Origin of the sequence: Collinsella sp. LCP21S3_A3 (assembly GCF_052118905.1) — a bacterium.
Taxonomy (GTDB): Bacteria; Actinomycetota; Coriobacteriia; order Coriobacteriales; family Coriobacteriaceae; genus Collinsella.
The window spans coordinates 207,460-224,545 of the sequence record NZ_JBQKGH010000002.1 but is presented as its reverse complement, the minus strand read 5'-3'; the positions used below and the strand labels follow the sequence as shown (position 1 = coordinate 224,545).

Annotated in this window: 14 protein-coding genes; 10 read left to right on the top strand and 4 right to left on the bottom strand. The window is 61.7% G+C overall.

Annotated features, from left to right (window positions below):
* Positions 1-605: 605 nt before the first annotated feature.
* Positions 606-1,235: a response regulator gene (locus ACTQ0H_RS02135; protein WP_441537728.1), complete on the bottom strand. Its 630-nt coding sequence runs from the start codon at positions 1,233-1,235 to the stop codon at positions 606-608.
* On the bottom strand, positions 1,232-2,350 hold the full coding sequence (locus ACTQ0H_RS02130) for a sensor histidine kinase (protein ID WP_441547725.1): 1,119 nt from the start codon (positions 2,348-2,350) through the stop codon (positions 1,232-1,234). The genes ACTQ0H_RS02135 and ACTQ0H_RS02130 overlap by 4 nt, the downstream gene beginning before the upstream one ends.
* Before the next feature lie 359 nt (positions 2,351-2,709).
* Between ACTQ0H_RS02130 and ACTQ0H_RS02125 the strand changes: the two genes are divergently transcribed.
* On the top strand, positions 2,710-3,915 hold the full coding sequence (locus ACTQ0H_RS02125) for a DUF362 domain-containing protein (RefSeq protein WP_441537726.1): 1,206 nt from the start codon (positions 2,710-2,712) through the stop codon (positions 3,913-3,915).
* Between the two features lie 7 nt (positions 3,916-3,922).
* On the opposite strand, the gene ACTQ0H_RS02120 is transcribed toward ACTQ0H_RS02125, so the two are convergent.
* Complete coding sequence (locus ACTQ0H_RS02120) at positions 3,923-4,138, bottom strand: hypothetical protein (RefSeq protein WP_441547724.1); 216 nt, start codon at positions 4,136-4,138, stop codon at positions 3,923-3,925.
* A gap of 161 nt (positions 4,139-4,299) precedes the next feature.
* On the opposite strand from ACTQ0H_RS02120, the gene trhA reads away from it, so the two are divergent.
* The 8 genes from trhA to ACTQ0H_RS02080 all read left to right on the top strand — a co-directional run bounded on the left by trhA (position 4,300) and on the right by ACTQ0H_RS02080 (position 13,519).
* Positions 4,300-4,983, top strand: a complete 684-nt coding sequence (gene trhA / locus ACTQ0H_RS02115; RefSeq protein WP_441547723.1) for a PAQR family membrane homeostasis protein TrhA — start codon at positions 4,300-4,302, stop codon at positions 4,981-4,983.
* A gap of 114 nt (positions 4,984-5,097) precedes the next feature.
* A complete protein-coding gene (locus tag ACTQ0H_RS02110) occupies positions 5,098-6,471 on the top strand; it encodes a hemolysin family protein (RefSeq protein ID WP_441547722.1) in 1,374 nt (457 codons plus the stop codon).
* A 24-nt stretch (positions 6,472-6,495) separates the two neighbouring features.
* Positions 6,496-7,323: a cyanophycin synthetase family protein gene (locus ACTQ0H_RS02105; protein WP_427718075.1), complete on the top strand. Its 828-nt coding sequence runs from the start codon at positions 6,496-6,498 to the stop codon at positions 7,321-7,323.
* A gap of 136 nt (positions 7,324-7,459) precedes the next feature.
* Positions 7,460-7,849, top strand: a complete 390-nt coding sequence (locus ACTQ0H_RS02100) for a YtxH domain-containing protein (protein ID WP_154516595.1) — start codon at positions 7,460-7,462, stop codon at positions 7,847-7,849.
* Positions 7,849-8,604, top strand: a complete 756-nt coding sequence (locus tag ACTQ0H_RS02095) for a PRC-barrel domain containing protein (RefSeq protein ID WP_427718078.1) — start codon at positions 7,849-7,851, stop codon at positions 8,602-8,604. Before ACTQ0H_RS02100 ends, ACTQ0H_RS02095 begins: the two co-directional genes overlap by 1 nt.
* Positions 8,605-8,676: 72 nt before the next feature.
* The gene (locus tag ACTQ0H_RS02090; protein WP_441547721.1) at positions 8,677-10,083 is read left to right on the top strand and encodes a polysaccharide deacetylase family protein; all 1,407 of its coding nucleotides are present in this window, start codon (positions 8,677-8,679) and stop codon (positions 10,081-10,083) included.
* Between the two features lie 320 nt (positions 10,084-10,403).
* Positions 10,404-12,248: a magnesium transporter gene (locus ACTQ0H_RS02085; protein ID WP_441547720.1), complete on the top strand. Its 1,845-nt coding sequence runs from the start codon at positions 10,404-10,406 to the stop codon at positions 12,246-12,248.
* A 74-nt stretch (positions 12,249-12,322) separates the two neighbouring features.
* A complete protein-coding gene (locus ACTQ0H_RS02080; protein WP_427747655.1) occupies positions 12,323-13,519 on the top strand; it encodes an Nramp family divalent metal transporter in 1,197 nt (398 codons plus the stop codon).
* Positions 13,520-13,708: 189 nt separating this feature from the next.
* On the opposite strand, the gene ACTQ0H_RS02075 is transcribed toward ACTQ0H_RS02080, so the two are convergent.
* The gene (locus ACTQ0H_RS02075) at positions 13,709-15,901 is read right to left on the bottom strand and encodes an acyltransferase family protein (RefSeq protein ID WP_441547719.1); all 2,193 of its coding nucleotides are present in this window, start codon (positions 15,899-15,901) and stop codon (positions 13,709-13,711) included.
* 186 nt (positions 15,902-16,087) lie between these two features.
* Between ACTQ0H_RS02075 and ACTQ0H_RS02070 the strand changes: the two genes are divergently transcribed.
* Positions 16,088-17,083, top strand: coding sequence for a ribokinase (locus tag ACTQ0H_RS02070; protein ID WP_441547718.1), 996 nt, complete (start codon positions 16,088-16,090; stop codon positions 17,081-17,083).
* The last annotated feature ends 3 nt before the right edge of the window (positions 17,084-17,086 follow it).

Below are 17,086 nucleotides of genomic sequence, written 5' to 3'. Positions count from 1 at the left end.
GCTGGTGGGGGGCGCCGGGGCAAAAAGGCCCCGGGGCGGCGGGCGGGTAGCCAGAACAAAGCCCCACCCCCCACCCCCAGCCGCCACGGAGGTATCTCCCTCCTCCGTGGCGGCGCTTTTGTGCGTAGGCGAGGAGGGCTCGCCACGAAACCGGCCCATCTACTACGTTTAGTCCCTTACCCCCAACCATGTCAAAAAACGCGAAAACAAAACCGCAGGTAGAACGCCTGCGGTTTTGCTCAAAACGAAGGTATGGTCAGGGGTATCGAGTTAAACGTAGTAGATGGGCCGATTTCGTGGAGCGGTTCCGGCTGATCCCTTGGGGACGGAGGAAAACGGATCATTTTTGGCTTGAAGCGGCTTGCGGAGACACTTGACGTGGCCGCTCGGACAAAACTAGGCCGGTTTACGGGGCTGAGTCACGAGTCCCCAACCATGCTGATATTCGTGAAAATAAAACCGCAGGTAGACGAGCCGTCATTTTACAGAAAACGCGGGTATGGATGGGGGTCCTGAGTTTGGCCCCGTAAACCGGCATAGTTTTGAAATGGCATTAAACCGGTAGCAGACATTTTGTTATGTCGGGGCGGTCGGTCTTCGGGCAACTACCCTCGCAGGTAGGCGATGGCGATTTGGGTGCGGTTGCGCAGGCCCATTTTGGCCAGGATTGAGCTGATGTGGTTTCGCACGGTGCCTTCGCCCATATAGGCGGTGGCGGCAATCTCCTTGTTATCGAGGCCGCGGGCAATGAGCTCGGCGACCTCGAACTCGCGGTCGGTCAGGCTGACGAAGGCCGCGGGCCGGCGGGTCGTGCCCACCTCGACGCCCGCCTCATCAAAGTTGATATCCTCGATCGCCTTACCCTCGAGCACGCGTTTACCGTCCATGACCTGGGCCAACGCCGGCGGGATGGCGGCGACATCGGTTTTGATCAGGTAGCCGCGGGCACCCAGTTTGAGCGCCGACACAATGTACTCGTCATCCGAGAATGTCGTCAGAAACACCACGCGCGCCGCAGAGTCGCGCTCAAGGATCTCGCGGGCCGCCGAAAGCCCGTCGCGCCCCGGCATCTGAATGTCGAGCAGCGCGATATCGGGTGCGTGTTCGGCATAAAGAGCCACTGCGTCGTTGCCGTCGGCGCCGGTACCCACCACCTCGATCTGCGGCTGGGCGCCCAGGATTATCTTGAGCGAATCGACCACCAAGCGGTCATCGTCGACAACGATGAGCCTCATCGGCCCTCATCTCCTTGCTGTTTGGGAACGGTGGCAAACACACGCCAGTCGCCGGCGCCGGCGTGCGGGCCGGCGGTGAAGGTGCCGCCAAGCGCCTCGACGCGCTCGTGCATGGAGCCGAGCCCCATGCCCTCTGCGGTGCCGCGGCTGCTTGCTTGAGCCCCGCCCGCGCCATCGTCGGTAACGATGAGCTGGTAAAACGACGGATGCTCCATGCATCGTACGGTGACAGCATGGGCGCAAGCATGGCGTATGGCGTTGGAAAGCGCCTCGCGCAGGACCGCCGTAAAGCAGTTGGCGACATTTGCGGGCGCATGCTCGGCCAAAACCTCAAGTTCAATCTGCGGCCCGCCATCTGAGCGCGCGCCCTCCACGATGCGCTCGAGCTGTACGGAGAGATTCGCCGCGTTGTCGTTGAGCGCGTGGACGCTCGAGCGCACGAGCTGAAGCGCTTCGTCCACGGTGCGCTTGACGTCAGCGAAGTCGGCGGCGACGCCGGGCTCGTTGGCGTGGACCACGCGTAGGGCCTCGGTTTGCAGCGAGGCGCGCGTGAGCTGGTGCCCCACGTTATCGTGGATCTCGCGTGCGATGCGGGCGCGCTCGGCGAGCGTTGCGAGCTCGACCTCGTAGTCCTGGCGGTCGGCAAGGTCGCGGTTGCGCGCCTCGAGCGCGAGGGCTCGCTCCTGCAGCTCGTCGCGGGTGCGACGCATGCGCTCCTGCTCGCGCTCCAGCTGAGCGGTGCGCAGAGACAGCAAGGTGGCGGCGACTGAAAGGATGGCGGTCAACAGCAGCGCACGGGTGGGAAGCGCGCCGGCGTGGGCATATGCGACGAGTGCGCAGACAAAGATGGCGCCGGCGCCCAGCGCGACCCAGGCGTGCTCACGGCGCACGTATCGCGCGATGTCATAGAGGGCGAGGGGCGCAAACGGCACAAACGGCGGCACAAAGACGGTCACCATAATGTAAGCGTAGCTCGCGGCCTCACCGGCGCGGCGGGCACGTTCGCCTTGCGCAATTTCCGTAAGCGAGGCGACTGCGACGCCAAGACAAAACGCCGCGACCAAGCAAGCATCCACAGCAAGACCCATGGCGGCCGCAATGCAGCACGCCAGCATGATCGATTTGTCGAAAACATTGGGGACAGACTTAAACGACCAAGAGTGGTCATTGGGGACAGACTTAAACGACTAGTCATCGGGGACAGTCTTTGCCGATTCGCCGGCTCGCCGGCAGGGTTGCCAAGGACTGTCCCTGGCTGCCGGCAGGAAAGGAACGTCCCTAGCTTCCAGGTGGCGAGGCACTCATTTAAGTCCGTCCCCAATGAGTGGTTTCAGTCATTTAAGTCTGTCCCCAATGAGTAGTCACTCATTTAAGAACGTCCCCAATGACTAGGCGCCGTACTTGACTTTGACCCCGCTTTAACGGGTACCATCCTCTATGTCTGTAACGCCATATAGACCGAGGGGATAGATCTATGACCGCAACTTCACCCGCAGCATCCGCTAAGGTGTACTTCACCAACTTGCGTACGCATGCTCGCGAGAGCCAGCTCGACAAGCTCAAGCGCCTCATCCGCCGCGCCGGTATTGAGCAGATCGACTTTGAGAACAAGTTCGTCGCTATCAAGATTCACTTTGGCGAGCTGGGCAACCTGAGCTTTTTGCGCCCCAACTACGCCCGCGCCGTCGCGGATGTCGTGAAGGAGCTGGGCGGCAAGCCCTTCCTCACCGACTGCAACACGCTCTATGTCGGTAGCCGCAAAAACGCGCTCGAGCACATCGACACCGCTTATCAGAACGGCTTTACCCCGTATGCCACGGGTTGCCAGATCATCATCGCCGACGGCCTCAAGGGCACCGACGAGGCGCTCGTCCCGGTCGAGGGCGGCGAGTACGTGCGCGAGGCCAAGATCGGCCAGGCGCTCATGGATGCCGATATCGTGATCAGCCTCACCCACTTTAAGGGCCATGAGCAGGCCGGTTTTGGCGGCGCCATGAAGAACTTGGGCATGGGAGGCGGCAGCCGTGCGGGCAAGATGGAGCAGCATGCCGCCGGCAAGCCGAACGTCGCGACCGAGCACTGCATTGGCTGCCGTGCCTGCGAAAAGATCTGCGCGCACAACGCTATCTCGTTCGACGACACCCGCGAGCGCGAGCTTGCCAGCGGCGCTACTCGTACGGTGCACGTGGCCGCCATCGACCACGATCGCTGCGTGGGCTGCGGACGCTGCATCGGCGTGTGCAACCAGGACGCCATCAAGCCCGTCTATGACGCCGCGGCCGACGTGCTCAACTGCAAGATCGCCGAGTACACCAAGGCCGTCGTCGACGGCCGCCCGAGCTTCCACATCTCGCTTGCCATGGATATCAGCCCCAACTGTGATTGCCATCCCGAAAACGATACGCCTATCGTCAACGATATCGGCATGTTCGCGAGCTTCGACCCGGTCGCCATCGACCAGGCCTGTGCCGATGCCGTCATGGCGTCCGAGCCGCTGCCCAACACCGAGCTCACCGATAGCGCGGCCAAGATGGAGCATAACCACGAGCATCTGGAGGGCGAGCAGGCGCGTGACCCCTTCTGCATCACGCATCCCGACACCGACTGGCGCGCGTGCATCGCGCACGCCGAGAAGATCGGCCTGGGCACGAGCAAGTACGAGCTTATCGAGGTCAAATAGCGCCTAGCTATTGGGCAATATAAGCGCCTTTGTGGCGTAATTCGAGCAAAAGCCGCTCGCGAGCACAGCGCTCACGGGCGGCTTTTCGGAAGTGCGGGGAAAAGTCGAATACCGCCGACCACAAGGCGTTTTTGGCAACAAAACCCCTGATAAATTGTTGGTAAAACTGCGGTCTGGTCGGCAGTTCCAGATTTTGCCGCATACTTCCGAAGGCGGGAGCCAAAACGGTCCTCCAGCGCTGTAATCAACCATGATTGTTCGCCGTTGATGCGTCAACAAGCAAAGAATGGGTAAACAAGGGGTCACGTATGGTGCAAATTTCGCACGTACCCAGACGCTTTGATATAGTGTTGAGAACTCTTTACGTTGGAGGATGTAACCGGCATGTCCGATTCGAGCGACAGTTCTAAGCCGCGACCCAAGACCGCGGCCGTTCCACACTACACGGTGGGTGAGGAGATCATGAACTCCGTCACCCATGGTGTCGGTTGCCTGCTGGGCATCGCGGGCCTGGTGCTCCTGATCGTATTTGCCGCTCTTCGCGGCGGAGGCCCGGCTCACATGGCCGCGGCGATTGTCTATGGCGTCAGCATTATCCTCGAATACCTAGCCTCTACGCTCTACCACGCGATTCAGCCCGCGCGCGCCAAGCGCGTGTTTCGCATCATCGACCACAGCTGCATCTACCTGCTCATAGCTGGCAGCTATACGCCGTTTTGCCTCATCACGCTCGCAAACGATGGCGGCCCTATGCTGTTCTTTGCCGTATGGGCCATCGCCATTATCGGCATCGCCCTCGAGTGCTTTATGTGCGAGCGTCAACCGCACTGGGTAAGCGGCCTGGTCTACCTGCTGATGGGCTGGCTCGTCGTCTTTAAGCTGCCCGAGCTCGTGTCGCTGCTCAACCCCGTGGCACTTGCCCTGCTCGCTGTCGGCGGCGTGTGCTACACCGTGGGCGTGCCGTTCTACATCGCTAAAAACGTGCGCTACCTGCACAGTGTGTTTCACTTGTGGGTGCTCGCCGGCAGTATCTTCCAGTTCATGGCGGTGATCCTCTTCGTAATCTAGCGATCACGTCTGTGCCTGCGGACCCATCCAAGCGGCCGCCGGACGCAACTGCCCTATCCGTTATCTACGCTTACTACCTAACGTCCCGAATCTTGGAGGTTCGAGAAACTCCCGATGGACATAACCATCTCCCTTATCACCACCCTCGTTTTGACCCTCATCAACGGCTACTTCTCTATGTCCGAGATGGCGCTCACCACGGCAAAGCGCGCCGTGCTGGAGCACGAGGCCGAGGAAGGCGACAAACGCGCCGAGCGCGCCGTTAAGCTGGCTGCCGACTCCGACCAGCTGCTCGCCACCATCCAGGTCGCCATCACGCTCGTGGGCTTTGCCTCGTCCGCCGTTGCTTCGACGAGCCTGTCTGACCCGCTCGCCACGTGGCTCATGAGCTTTGGCATCGCGCCGCTCTCTGCCATCGCGCGCGGACTGGCGCCGGTCGTCATCACCGTTGCGGTCGCCTTCGTGTCCATCGTGATTGGGGAGCTTGTGCCCAAGCGCATTGGTCTGGCCAATGCCGAAGGCGTGTCCAAGCAGGTCGTGGGGCCGTTGTCGTTTTTCCAAAAGATCGCCCGTCCGCTCGTGTGGCTGACTGGCGCTTGCTCCGATGGCCTGGCCCGCATCCTGCGCATCAAGAGCGCCGACGATCGCCAAAACGTCTCGGAGGAAGAGATTAAGTACATGGTCTCGGAGCAGGACGACCTGCTCGACGAGGAAAAGCGTATGATCCACGAGATCTTCGACCTGGGCGATACCGTTGCCCGCGAGGTCATGGTGCCGCGCGTGGACACCACCATGTGCGAGGACGACGAGACGGTCGCCGACGTGCTGTCCACTATGCGCCAGACCGGCTTTAGCCGCATCCCCGTCTATCACGAAGATCCCGACAACGTGGCGGGCATCGCGCACATCAAGGACCTGATTCAGCCCTCGCTCGACGGCGAGGGCGACCAGCCCATCGCCGGTTATTTGCGCGACGCCACCTTTGTGCCCGACACCAAGGACATCCTGCCGCTGCTGTCCGAGATGCAGACTTCGCACGACCAGATCGTGGTGGTCGTGGACGAGTACGGCGGTACGGCTGGCATCATTACCATCGAGGACATCGTCGAGGAGATCGTGGGCGAGATCGAGGACGAATTCGACCCCGACAACAAGTACCTCACGCGTCTTTCGCGCCGTGAGTGGCTCGTCGATGGGCGTTTTTCGTGCGATGATGCGATTGAGCTTGGTTGGCCGCTCGAGGAAAGCGATGATTATGAGACCATCGCCGGCTGGATTTTGGAACTTTGCGACTCGGTGCCCGACATCGGAGAGGTGTTTGAGGTTGCAGGGTACAAGTTCAAGGTGCAGTCGATGCGTGGCCAGCGCATCTCGCTTATTCGCGTGATCGCTCCGGCCGAAACCGATAAGAAGGATTCCGAGTCCTCGGCAGATAAGCCGGCGACGCCGGGCGCGGGCTCTGCGGGCCCGCACGACGGCGACGAGTAGGGCAAGGAAGAGTAGGGGAGAGTTATGGCAGGCCTGTTCAACATCCTTAAGGTCACCGTCAGCGAGGACAAGATCTGCGCGCATGTGCTGGTGAACCCCGGCATGCCGCTCATGACCTCGGAGGACATCGAGGCCACGGCGCGCGTGTACTACCTGGTGCCCGCGATTGCCAAGCACCTGTGCCTAGGCGATTCCGGTCGTGAATTCCAGGACTGCATGGGCCAGACCGAGCTTTGCCATCTGCTGGAGCACGTGACAGTGGAGCTCATGAACGAGACCGGTCTCGCCGGCAGCATTTCGTGCGGCCGTACCCGCGTAAGCGAGCACGATGAGCGTGTCTTTGAGGTTGAGCTTTCATGCCCCGATGACGCGCTGGCCATCGGCGCGCTGTCTTCGGCGACCTTTATGATGGACTGGGCTTATCTGCACGCCGACCAGCCTGCCCCTGACGTGGAGGGCACGGTCGCGGGCCTGCGCAACCTGGTGCTGGGTATGCGCGCCGAGGCCGAGGGCAAGGATCCGCACGAGGCCATCGCCGCCGCAAACGCCGAGGACGGGGCCGAAGGCGAGGCTCCTGCCGATTCCGAACCCGGCGTCGAGGCAGCTGCTGAGGAAGCTGTCGAGTCCGAGCCCGCGGAGCCCCAGGGTGTCCCGAGCTTTGACGATGAGCTGCAGGAGGCAATCGATACCGAGGGCGCGACCGCCGAGAGCCACGAGGCCCCCGCTGCCGTCTACGGTGGCGCGGCGACGGTTCCGGCAGGCCCCGCACAGGAAGGTGCGCTTCCGCTCGTTGATGGCGCCGGCGAGGACCCGGCCGCCACGGTGGCCATGCCTGCCATACCGCAGGAGTAGGCTCACTCGCTTATCACCATCATGTACCTGCGCTTTTACCGTACGCAGATGAGCGCGACGGCAAGTGTTGCGCTGCGGGTATAATGGACAGCATTCAAACGGTGGGCATTGAGGTGCCCGCAGGAGAGGAATGATCATGGGAAAGACTTTCAGCTTTGTCTCCGGTGCGCTCTTTGGCGCTGCCGCCGGCGCTATCATCGGCGTTGCTCTGGCCCCGCGCTCGGGTGCCGAGACCCGTGCCATGGCCGCCGATATCGCCAACGATGCCTGGGACAACATGCGCGACACCTACGAGCACGGTGCCGAGGAGGCTCGTGCCGCGGTCAACGACTTTGGTCCGATGGTCGACGCCAAGACCGATGACCTGCGCGCCAAGGTCGACCTGGCCCGCGAGCGCATGGACCAGCTTCGCGAGCAGCTCAACGACGCCATCTCGGGCGGCAACGTGACGCCCGCTGCCGACGTCGTGGTCGAGAACGTCACTGAGGCCGACACCGAGGCCACGGAGCCCTCGACCGAGGCATAATGCGCGCAGGGGATTTTGTCGGCGTCAAGGTTTATCGTAAGCCTGCCGAAGACAAGCGCACCAAAAAGGACGGCACGCCGCGCAGCCCCAAAAAGCTCGGCAAGATTCACTTTCCGGTCTTTACCCCGGGCGGTACGCGCGTGGTGGGCTTTATGGTTCGCCAGTCCGATATCGCGGGCATGATCGAGCGCCCCGATCGATTTGTGGCGCTCGATGCCATCGGCGTCTATGAGGGTGCTGTCGCGGTCGACGATGTCAAGGGCACCTACGATGCCGCCGCGGCCAAGCGCCTCGATATCAACCTGGACGATTGCATCATCTGGGTTGGCATGGACGTGCGCACGGAATCGGGCGACGTCGTGGGCTACTGCTCGGACGTTGAGTTCAAGCCGCGTTCGGGTATCGTGCAGACGTTCTACGTGACCGCCGGCACTGCCTCGAGTGTGCTGGTGGGCGACACACAGATGCCGCCGACGATGCTGCGCGGCTACGAGAACGGCGCGATGATTGTCTCGGACGAGGTCAAGTCGCTCGGGTATTCGGGTGGCGCGGCCGCCAAGGCTGCCGAGGCCAGTGTCGTGGTGGGCGATAAGGTCAAGAAGGGCGCCAAGGTGCTCGATGACAAGGGATCGGTCGCCGTGGACAAGGGCAGTCGCGCACTGGGCAAGCAGCTCGGCAAGACGCGCGGTATGTTCAAGGCCTTTAAGGACGAATATCAAAAGGCGAGCGGGGGCTCGTCAAAAGCTAGCAAATAGCGACGTACCAAATGATGGGAGGCGAGCCGGAGACATGTTGCTCCGGCTCGCTGTGTTTATGGGGGAGGGCACATGCGCCAAAACGGATCTAACTTAAACGGGCGCTCGGGTGCGCGTCCGACGGCGCGACGCGACCTGGGGCAGCTGCCCAGCGGTCAGCGTCGACGTCGCCGTAAACCCGGCGCGATGTACCTCAACCATAGCCGTGGGTTTAGCGATCGCAGCGCGCGCATCGGCAACGGGCGCTCACCGCGCCGACCCTCCCGCCTGCCCTATGCGCTCATCGCTGTCGGCTGTGCGCTCGTGCTGTTTATCGCTGCCGTCGTGGGCTATGTCAATCGCAGCGTGGACATTGTGCTCAATGGGGAGCAGGCTTCGGTGCGCGTGGGCTCCACGTTGCAGAACCTTATCGATGATCAAGGCCTGACCGACACCTACGATGCCGGCGACTTGTTGGCTGTCGACGATAGCGTGCTTACCCGCCGTGGCGGCGAAAAGCTGTCGGTGAAGGTGGACGGCAAACGGGTGAAGCAGGGCAAGTGGAATAGCCGCGAGCTAACGGGCGGCGAGAAAGTGACGGTCAAAGACGGCCGCGACACGTACGAGAAGCACGAGGTCCAGGTCACGACCATTGAGCCCAAGTTGAAGGTCGAGGGCACGGGCGCTATCGAATACGTTAAAACCTGGGGCGTTCGGGGCCGCTCCGAGGTATGGGTCGGCGAGCAGTCGGGCAAGACGCAGGACCGCGGCGAGGTCGTGCCCGCCACCGACTGCGTAGTCGAGTGCGCGAGCGTAGCGCCCAAGGGCAACGAAAAGTACGTGGCCCTGACATTTGACGAGGGTCCGAGCGGCGCGACCAAGCAGGTCTTGCAGGTGCTCAAGGAAAAGGGCGTCACGGCGACGTTCTTCCTTTCGGGCGATGCTGCGGAAGCCTCGCCCGCTACTGCCAAAGCGATTGTCGATGCCGGATGCGAGATCGGCTCCAACAGCTACAGCGATGATTCGCTCAAGGGCAAGGATCGCGAGGCGGTGCGCAAGCAGATCACGAAGGGCACCGAGGCGATTAAGTCGGCGACCGGCGTCGAGACGATGTTGCTGCGTGCTCCCTACGCCGCGTTTGACGAGCAAAACTGGATCGATGCGATGGACCTGGTGTCTGCCGTGGTCTCGTGGAATGTCGATTCGGGCGACTGGCTGCTCAACGGCGCCGACGAACAGGTTTCGACAGTGCTCGAATCGGTGACTCCGGGCAACATTGTTTTGTTCACCGATAGCGACGAGTGCTCCGAACAGACGCTCGAAGCGCTGCCGCAGATCATCGATGGCCTTGTCGCCAAGGGCTACAAGATCGTGACGCTGAGCGATTTGGTGAAGACGGATACGTCGCTGAGCAAAAAACTCACCTCGCTAACGAAGACTTCCATGCCCAAGAACGCCGTGTTTCCCCAGCTCGCCGAAGATAACGACACCGCAGACTAGTCATGGGGGACGTTCTTAAACGACTATGTCACGGATGCGTCAGCGTTTGGTATGCCTGCGATGTTTGGAGCATAAATTTGGCGTCACGGCGCGATGCTGATGCTATAGTTACTGCGGATAACAAGGGTCAAGAGAAAGGTTGCAGGTGAAATCCAAACCTCGACCATACAGTCGATGACCCCTTGCAGGTGCTTCTTGCGCATGCACGGGGTGTGAGCGCCGAGCGGTGTGCCGCCCGCGCATGCGTATACATATCTAAAAGTCCACGGATGGCGTGCCGGCATGGCCACGGTCCGAAGGAATAATGATGGGGAGCACCAGTGAATTATCTGAGTGAGATGCTCAAGCTGCCGGTCTTGGACGTCGATGGCGAAAAGCTCGGCGTTGTGAACGATTTTGGCATTGCTACCGGCGAAGTTTTTCCGCACGTGACGTCGCTCGCGTTCCGCGGTCCCGGCAAGACGCCGTTTATGATCAGCTGGCGAAAATGGGTCGACCGTATCGACGAGACGGGCGTATACCTTAAGACGTCGGCCACCGAAATCCGTTTTTCGTACCTGCAGCCGACCGAACTCCTGCTCGCGCGCGACGTGCTCAACAAACAAATCGTCGACACGCAGGGCATGAAGGTCGTGCGCGTAAACGACATCAAGTTTTCCATGTCGGGCGAAAATCAGCTGCGCCTGCTGGGTGCCGAAGTCGGTGCCCGCGGTCTGCTGCGCGCAATCAGCCCCGCTCTTGAACATGTCGTCGAGGGCTTTATGAAGCACCTGGGCAAACCGCTCGGCGAGGACATCATCGCCTGGTCCTACATGGACCTGCTCGATCGCTCGACTAAGAACATCCAGCTGTCGGTGTCGCATAAGACGCTCGGCGAGCTGCATCCTGCCGACATTGCCGACATTATCGAGCAGCTCGATCCTCGCCTGCGCGCGCAGGTGTTCGCGCAGCTCGACACCGCCCAGGCCGCCGAGGCCATCTCGGAGTTCGATGACGACGAGCTCATGACCGAGATGCTCGAGGGCCTGTCCGACACGGATGCGTCGTCGATGCTGGCCATGATGGACCCGGACGACGCCGCCGACCTGATTGACGAGCTCGATTACGAGAAGGCCGAGAAGCTCCTGCGCCTGATGGGCGTTCAGGAGGAGAAGGCGATTCGTAACCTGCTGGGCTATGAGGAAAACACTGCCGGCCGCATTATGACCTCGGAGTTTGTCTCCCTGCCTGCCACGGCGACGGTCGGTGACGCCATCGAGGCGATCCGCAAGCTCGACGAGGATTTCGAAAGCGTCTACTACGTCTATACCGAGGATCCGAGCGGTATGCTGACCGGCGTGCTCTCGCTGCGCACGTTGATCGTGGCCGACCGCGACGCCACGCTGGGCCAGCTGGCCTACCGCGACCTGGTTTATGTGTCGCCCGACGAGGACCAGGAAGACGTAACGGACGAGATGACCAAGTACGACCTGGTCGCCATCCCCGTCTGCGATGAGAACCGCCACATCTTGGGCATTGTGACCTTCGACGACGCCATGGACGTTATCGCCGAGGAGTACCAGGAGGACCTGCAGATCGCAGGCGTCGGCTCGGGCGATAGCGCGTCCGACGATTCGACGAATGTGCTCAGCTGGTTTGTGCATCGCCAGTACTGGGTTGTCGTGTGGGGCATTGCCTCGTGCATCATGGCGGCAGTGCTGGGGACGGCGCTGGGCTCCGCACATCTGGTGGTGTTCCCCATGTGCGCCATGCCGCTCGTGCTGCTGGCTGCCTCGCGTATGGTGTCGTTCGTCAAGAACTACTTCCTGGAGTACGACGGCCATGACGATGAACCCAAGCCGTATCTGGGATTCTTCTTCCAGAGCACGGGCATGGGCCTGATCCTGTCGCTCGTGACCTACCTGTGCGCTCAGCTGGTGCGCACCACGGCGTTCCCCGACGCGCCCATGCTTGAGGAGCAGCTCTTTACCGGCTGCTTTAACATCGCGGCCATCGTCTGCCTGATTGGCAACATGAGCGCTGTGATTTACCTGATGGTGCTGTTCTGGCGCGACGAGCACGACCTCAATACGTCGGGTACCGCCATGAACGTCATTGCCGTCATGATCTCGTGCGTGGCGTACTGTGCCGCTGCGGTGCTGCTCACCATGTCGGTCATGGGCTAGGTGGTCGCGTGCAAAATAGCAAGCAAAAGCAGGGCACCAAGCAAAAGCTGACCATCGCGGCCATCTTTGGTGCCATGGGTCCTGGCCTTCTGGCGGCGCTTTCGGGCAATGACGCCGGCGGCATCGCCACGTATTCCAGCGCCGGTGCCAGCTATGGCTACAAGATGCTCTGGATGCTTCCCGTCATGACCGTGCTGCTCATCGTGACGCAGGAGACCGCGGCACGTTGCGGCTGCGTGACGGGCAAGGGCCTGGCCTCGCTCATTCGCGAGCGCTTTGGCGTGCGCAAGAGCGTGCTGGCCATGGCGGCGCTGCTGATTGCCAACACAGCCGTGACCATTTCGGAGTTTGCGGGTATCGCGAGCGGCCTTGCCCTCTTTGGCGTGCCGGCGAGCATCTCGGTGCCGCTGGTGGCGCTGATGGTTTGGATGCTTACCATGTCGGGTAGCTTCCAGCGCATCGAGAAGATTCTGTTGCTGGTGAGCTGCGTGTTTGTGACCTACATTGTCGCTGCAATTATGGCTGGTCCCAGTTGGGGCGAGGTGGCGGTCGATCTGGTTGTACCCAACATTCAAAATGACCCCAGCTACGTGTCGCTTGTGGTCGCGACGATCGGTACCACCATCGCGCCCTGGATGATTTTCCTGGCACAGAACAACGTGGTCGATAAGAATGCGGGCGAGGACGATATCGTGTTGCAGCGCATCGATACCGTGAGCGGCTCGATTGCCGCCGATGTCATTGCCGGTTTTATTATCATCACGACCGGTACGGTATTGTTCCCCGCGGGCATTCAGATTAGCGACGCTGCAGACGCTGCCCGCGCGCTGGAGCCCATTGCGGGCCAGTGGTCCACGGTGCTGTTTGCCTCGGGCCTGGTCGCGGCGAGCTTCTTGGCCGCCTGTGTGCTGCCGGGCGTTACGTCCAGCGCTATCTGCGAGGCGTTTGGCTGGGAACGCGGTGCCGATCGCAGCTGGGACGAGGCCCCGGTCTATCGCGGCATCATTACGGCAATCATTGGCATTTCTGCCGTGCTGGTGCTCATGCCCGGCGTCGACCTGTTCCAGATTATGATGACCTCGCAGGTCATCAACGGCGTGTTGCTGCCCGTGGTTCTGGTGTTCCAGGTGGTTATTGCCGCCGATCGACACATTATGGGCGCCAACCGCAACGGCCGTGTGTGGAATGTGCTCACTTGGGCGACTATCGGCGTTATTACGGTGCTGACGGTCGTCATGTTTGTTCTGCAAGCGATGGGTTACAGCGCGTAGCGCCTCTCTTGGACTCTAAACAGGCCGCCGCCATGGGCTGCGGCCTGTTTTTGTCTGCTATAGGGTGCTAGTTATATACCGATGTGCAGCTATAAAGCCGCCTCTGGGGTGAATTAACAGCCCAGAGGCGGCTTTGTAAGTCGCGGAAGTGGTCCCAAGTGCCGGATTGTAAGCAGATTTGGCTGTGCGTTACTTGTCGGTGCCTAGCTTGTGTGGTTTGTAGGCGAGGGCGTTGACGAGTGCCTCGGCAGCGGATTTGACAGCCGCCGGCTGCGGATCGTTAACGTGGTCCTCGGGGTGCACGGGTAGGTCCTTCTTGACGGCATCGTGGATGAGCTTAAGGTACTCGGTCACGCCGGTAGTCGACAGGTGCGTGCCGTCGCCATCGAACAGGTCGTTGCGGTTGGCGCTGTGCCCGTACCAGTCGATAACGCGTACATTCTTGTAGCGCGTAGCGGCGTTGGCGATGGCCTGGTTCGTGGACCCGACCCACGGCTGCGGGCTGCGCGTGTTCACAAATACCACGATACGTTTGCTGCCGGCGTCGGCCATGATCGCATCAATCTGATCATCGGTTACCAGGCCGTTGGTGCCTAGCGCAAAGACCACAATCCTGCCTGCAAGATTTTGCTGGATATAGCCCTCAAATGTCGCGCGGCCCGCATCAAACTGGCGGCCCTTTTCGGCATCGATGTGGCTGTGCGGGAACACGCCGTCAAAGGCATCGACGGCGCGCAGGGACACGGAGTCGCCAATCATTAGCAGGTCGTAGGCTCCGTCGGGGAAGCCGTCGTCATCTTTGTCGGTGTCATCGGCCGCCTGTTGATCTTGAGGCTTTGCATTTTTGGCCTCCTTGTTTAGGATTTCGGCGCCCTCGCCGCTTAGCGCGGATGTGTCGGGCACAAAGACCAGGCCGCCCAGCGCCACAACAATCACGACGGAGCAAACGGCGCAGGTGGGGACATGTGCGCGCACCCAGCCGGCGGGCGTGGTGGTGCCGTCGCGGAGCTCGGCAACGGTGCGCCCAAAAGCGCCCTTCCTAAACGGCGTTTCGATAAAGCGATAGGAGCACTCGGCGGCGGCAACTACCAGCAGTACCTGCAAAATGTAGTGCCACCAGGGCGTGTCGTTAATGTTGGCGACCGGGTTCATGAGGAGCAGCAGCGGATAATGCCACAGGTAGATGCTGTAGGAGCGCTTGCCGATCCATACGAGCGGCTCGGCGGCCAAGGCCCGTGCGACCATGCCCTGGGGCTGCACGCATGCCGCGATAACCATCAGTGTGAGGATGGAGCACAGCAGCGTGCCTCCGCGATACTGAAACGCGGTATAGCCGTTGGTGAGCGCGACTATGGCGGCGAGTCCGACCAGGCCAACGACGCCCATCAAATCGATGGATGCGGGGGAGGACCAAAAGCGTGCGAGCTCACTTGGCTTTGTCGTGGCGGCCTCGGCGGTGTCGCTCTTTGACTTGTCGTGCTTGCCGGCGCCGGCCAGTCGGTCGAGCCCCAGATGGCGGACAAGGCGCGCAGGCGCCAGGTCGCGGTCGGGGATAAAGGCCATCCAGGCGCCCAGCAGCAACGAGAACACGCGGGTGTCGGTGCCGTAGTACACGCGGCTGGGGTCGGTGGCGGGGTTGTAGAGCACCATCATGGCGAGGGCGGAGACGGCGGCGAGGCCCAGGACCACGCGGCGCGTGTTGGGCTTGCTCATGTGCACCGACACCATGGCGAGCAGCAGCGGCGGCCAAATAAGATAGAACTGTTCCTCGATGGCAAGCGACCAAAAGTGCGTGAGCGGCGAGGGGTCGCCCAGGGCGTTAAAGTACGAAACGTCCTGCATGATCTGCCACCAGTTATTAAAGAACAGCAGCGACGGCAGGATGTCGGGGCGCATCTTGGTGAGCATCACATGGTTAAAGACAGTGCACAGTGCGCAGGTCACCACCACGACGGTTACCACGGCGGGGAACAGGCGACGGATGCGGCGGATCCAGAAGCTCTTGAGATCGATACGGCCGGTCTTTGCGATTTCGTTGAGGAGCAGGCGCGTGATCAAGTATCCCGAGAGCACAAAGAAGATTGTGACACCGAGCAGGCCGCCCTGTGCCCACGTGAGGTTGAGGTGATAGAGCACCACCGCGACAACGGCGAGCGTGCGAAGGCCGTCGAGGGCGGGGATGTAGCGAGATTTGGGACGCGTGGGCGCCTGTTCTTTTGCGGCGCTGTCGGTGCGGGCGCCCTTGTTGGCGGGCGAGCGATGGGAGCCTGCAGCGCGGCGCGGCTCGGCGGTTTGGCGGTTAGTGCGCGAACGTTCGTGCGGCGCTTGTTGATCGCTCGCATGGCGTGAGCTGCGCGAGCTCGATCGCGGGAATTGTTCCATAAAACATCATCCAATGACGAGAATAATCAGCACGCTTTCATTGTAGCCGCCTACTCCTGTGAATGCTTGCTGCTGGCGTAAGCTCAAGCGCGCGTCCACATCAAAGTGAACTAAAGTTATAGAAGTGCGAGAGCGCACGATTGACGGCCGACAGCGGGTGCGGAGCCCGCGGACGAGGAGGTTTCCATGGCAGATTGCGGCATCGTTGCGGTGTTCGGCAGCATGAACATGGACCTTTCGGTGGCGTGCGAGCGCATGCCGCGTGCGGGCGAGACCGTCGGCGGCAGCGGGTTTATCACCAACGCCGGCGGCAAAGGCGCCAACCAGGCCGTGGCAGCTGCGCGCATGGGCGCGTGCACGCGCATGATCGGCGCGGTCGGCCGCGACGCGTTTGGCTCGTCGCTCGTGGCGGGGCTCCAAGATGTTGGCGTGGACTGTGACTTTGTGGCGCGTCGCGACGATGTGGAGACGGGGACGGCGACCATCATTCGCTGTGAGGGAGATAACCGAATCGTGCTGTCGCCGGGCGCCAACCATGCACTTGCGGGCGAGGACGTTGCCCGCGCGCTGAGGCGTCTGGTGGCCGATGAGCTCGATAGTAACGCCAGCGAGATTGCCCCGGCTGCCGGAAGCGTCTTTATCGCCCAGGGCGAATGTGACCTTGCAGCGACGGCCGAGGCGCTTGTTTGCGCTCGCGAGCTGGGGTTTTATACGGTCTTTAATCCAGCGCCAGCCTGCGAGTTGCCTGCGGAGGTCTGGCCTGCAGTCGACCTGGTCTGTCCCAACGAGACTGAGTGCCAGGTACTGACGGGCATCTTGCCTGCAGACGATGCGAGCTGCGTCGCGGCGCTCAATGCCTTGCTCGCCAAGGGTGCCGGAGCTGCGGTCATCACGCTGGGCGGCGCCGGCTCGGTTACGCTCGGCGACGACGGCGAGCTGCTGCGCATGCCGGCGCTTTCGAGCGCGGTGGTCGATACGACGGCCGCGGGCGATACATTTATCGGTGCGCTTGCTGCGGCTCGTTTGGAGGGGCTGCCACTCTTTGAGTGCATGGCCGCGGGTGCTCGCGCCTCGGCAGTGACGGTGTCGCGCTTGGGCGCGCAGCAGTCGATTCCCACGCGTGCCGAAGTTGAGCGCGTGTTTGGTTTAGACGATTTAGTACAAGACGGAGAAGCGGAGTAGAAC

What these genes read in the sequence shown, in the direction of transcription:
- ACTQ0H_RS02100 (WP_154516595.1), top strand. Translation starts at nt 7,460, where the DNA reads ATGGGAAAGACTTTCAGCTTTGTCTCCGGTGCGCTCTTTGGCGCTGCC.
- ACTQ0H_RS02070 (WP_441547718.1), top strand. Translation starts at nt 16,088, where the DNA reads ATGGCAGATTGCGGCATCGTTGCGGTGTTCGGCAGCATGAACATGGAC.
- ACTQ0H_RS02095 (WP_427718078.1), top strand. Translation starts at nt 7,849, where the DNA reads ATGCGCGCAGGGGATTTTGTCGGCGTCAAGGTTTATCGTAAGCCTGCC.
- trhA (WP_441547723.1), top strand. Translation starts at nt 4,300, where the DNA reads ATGTCCGATTCGAGCGACAGTTCTAAGCCGCGACCCAAGACCGCGGCC.
- ACTQ0H_RS02090 (WP_441547721.1), top strand. Translation starts at nt 8,677, where the DNA reads ATGCGCCAAAACGGATCTAACTTAAACGGGCGCTCGGGTGCGCGTCCG.
- ACTQ0H_RS02125 (WP_441537726.1), top strand. Translation starts at nt 2,710, where the DNA reads ATGACCGCAACTTCACCCGCAGCATCCGCTAAGGTGTACTTCACCAAC.
- ACTQ0H_RS02080 (WP_427747655.1), top strand. Translation starts at nt 12,323, where the DNA reads ATGGGTCCTGGCCTTCTGGCGGCGCTTTCGGGCAATGACGCCGGCGGC.
- ACTQ0H_RS02110 (WP_441547722.1), top strand. Translation starts at nt 5,098, where the DNA reads ATGGACATAACCATCTCCCTTATCACCACCCTCGTTTTGACCCTCATC.
- ACTQ0H_RS02075 (WP_441547719.1), bottom strand. Translation starts at nt 15,901, where the DNA reads ATGGAACAATTCCCGCGATCGAGCTCGCGCAGCTCACGCCATGCGAGC.
- ACTQ0H_RS02135 (WP_441537728.1), bottom strand. Translation starts at nt 1,235, where the DNA reads ATGAGGCTCATCGTTGTCGACGATGACCGCTTGGTGGTCGATTCGCTC.
- ACTQ0H_RS02105 (WP_427718075.1), top strand. Translation starts at nt 6,496, where the DNA reads ATGGCAGGCCTGTTCAACATCCTTAAGGTCACCGTCAGCGAGGACAAG.
- ACTQ0H_RS02130 (WP_441547725.1), bottom strand. Translation starts at nt 2,350, where the DNA reads ATGCTGGCGTGCTGCATTGCGGCCGCCATGGGTCTTGCTGTGGATGCT.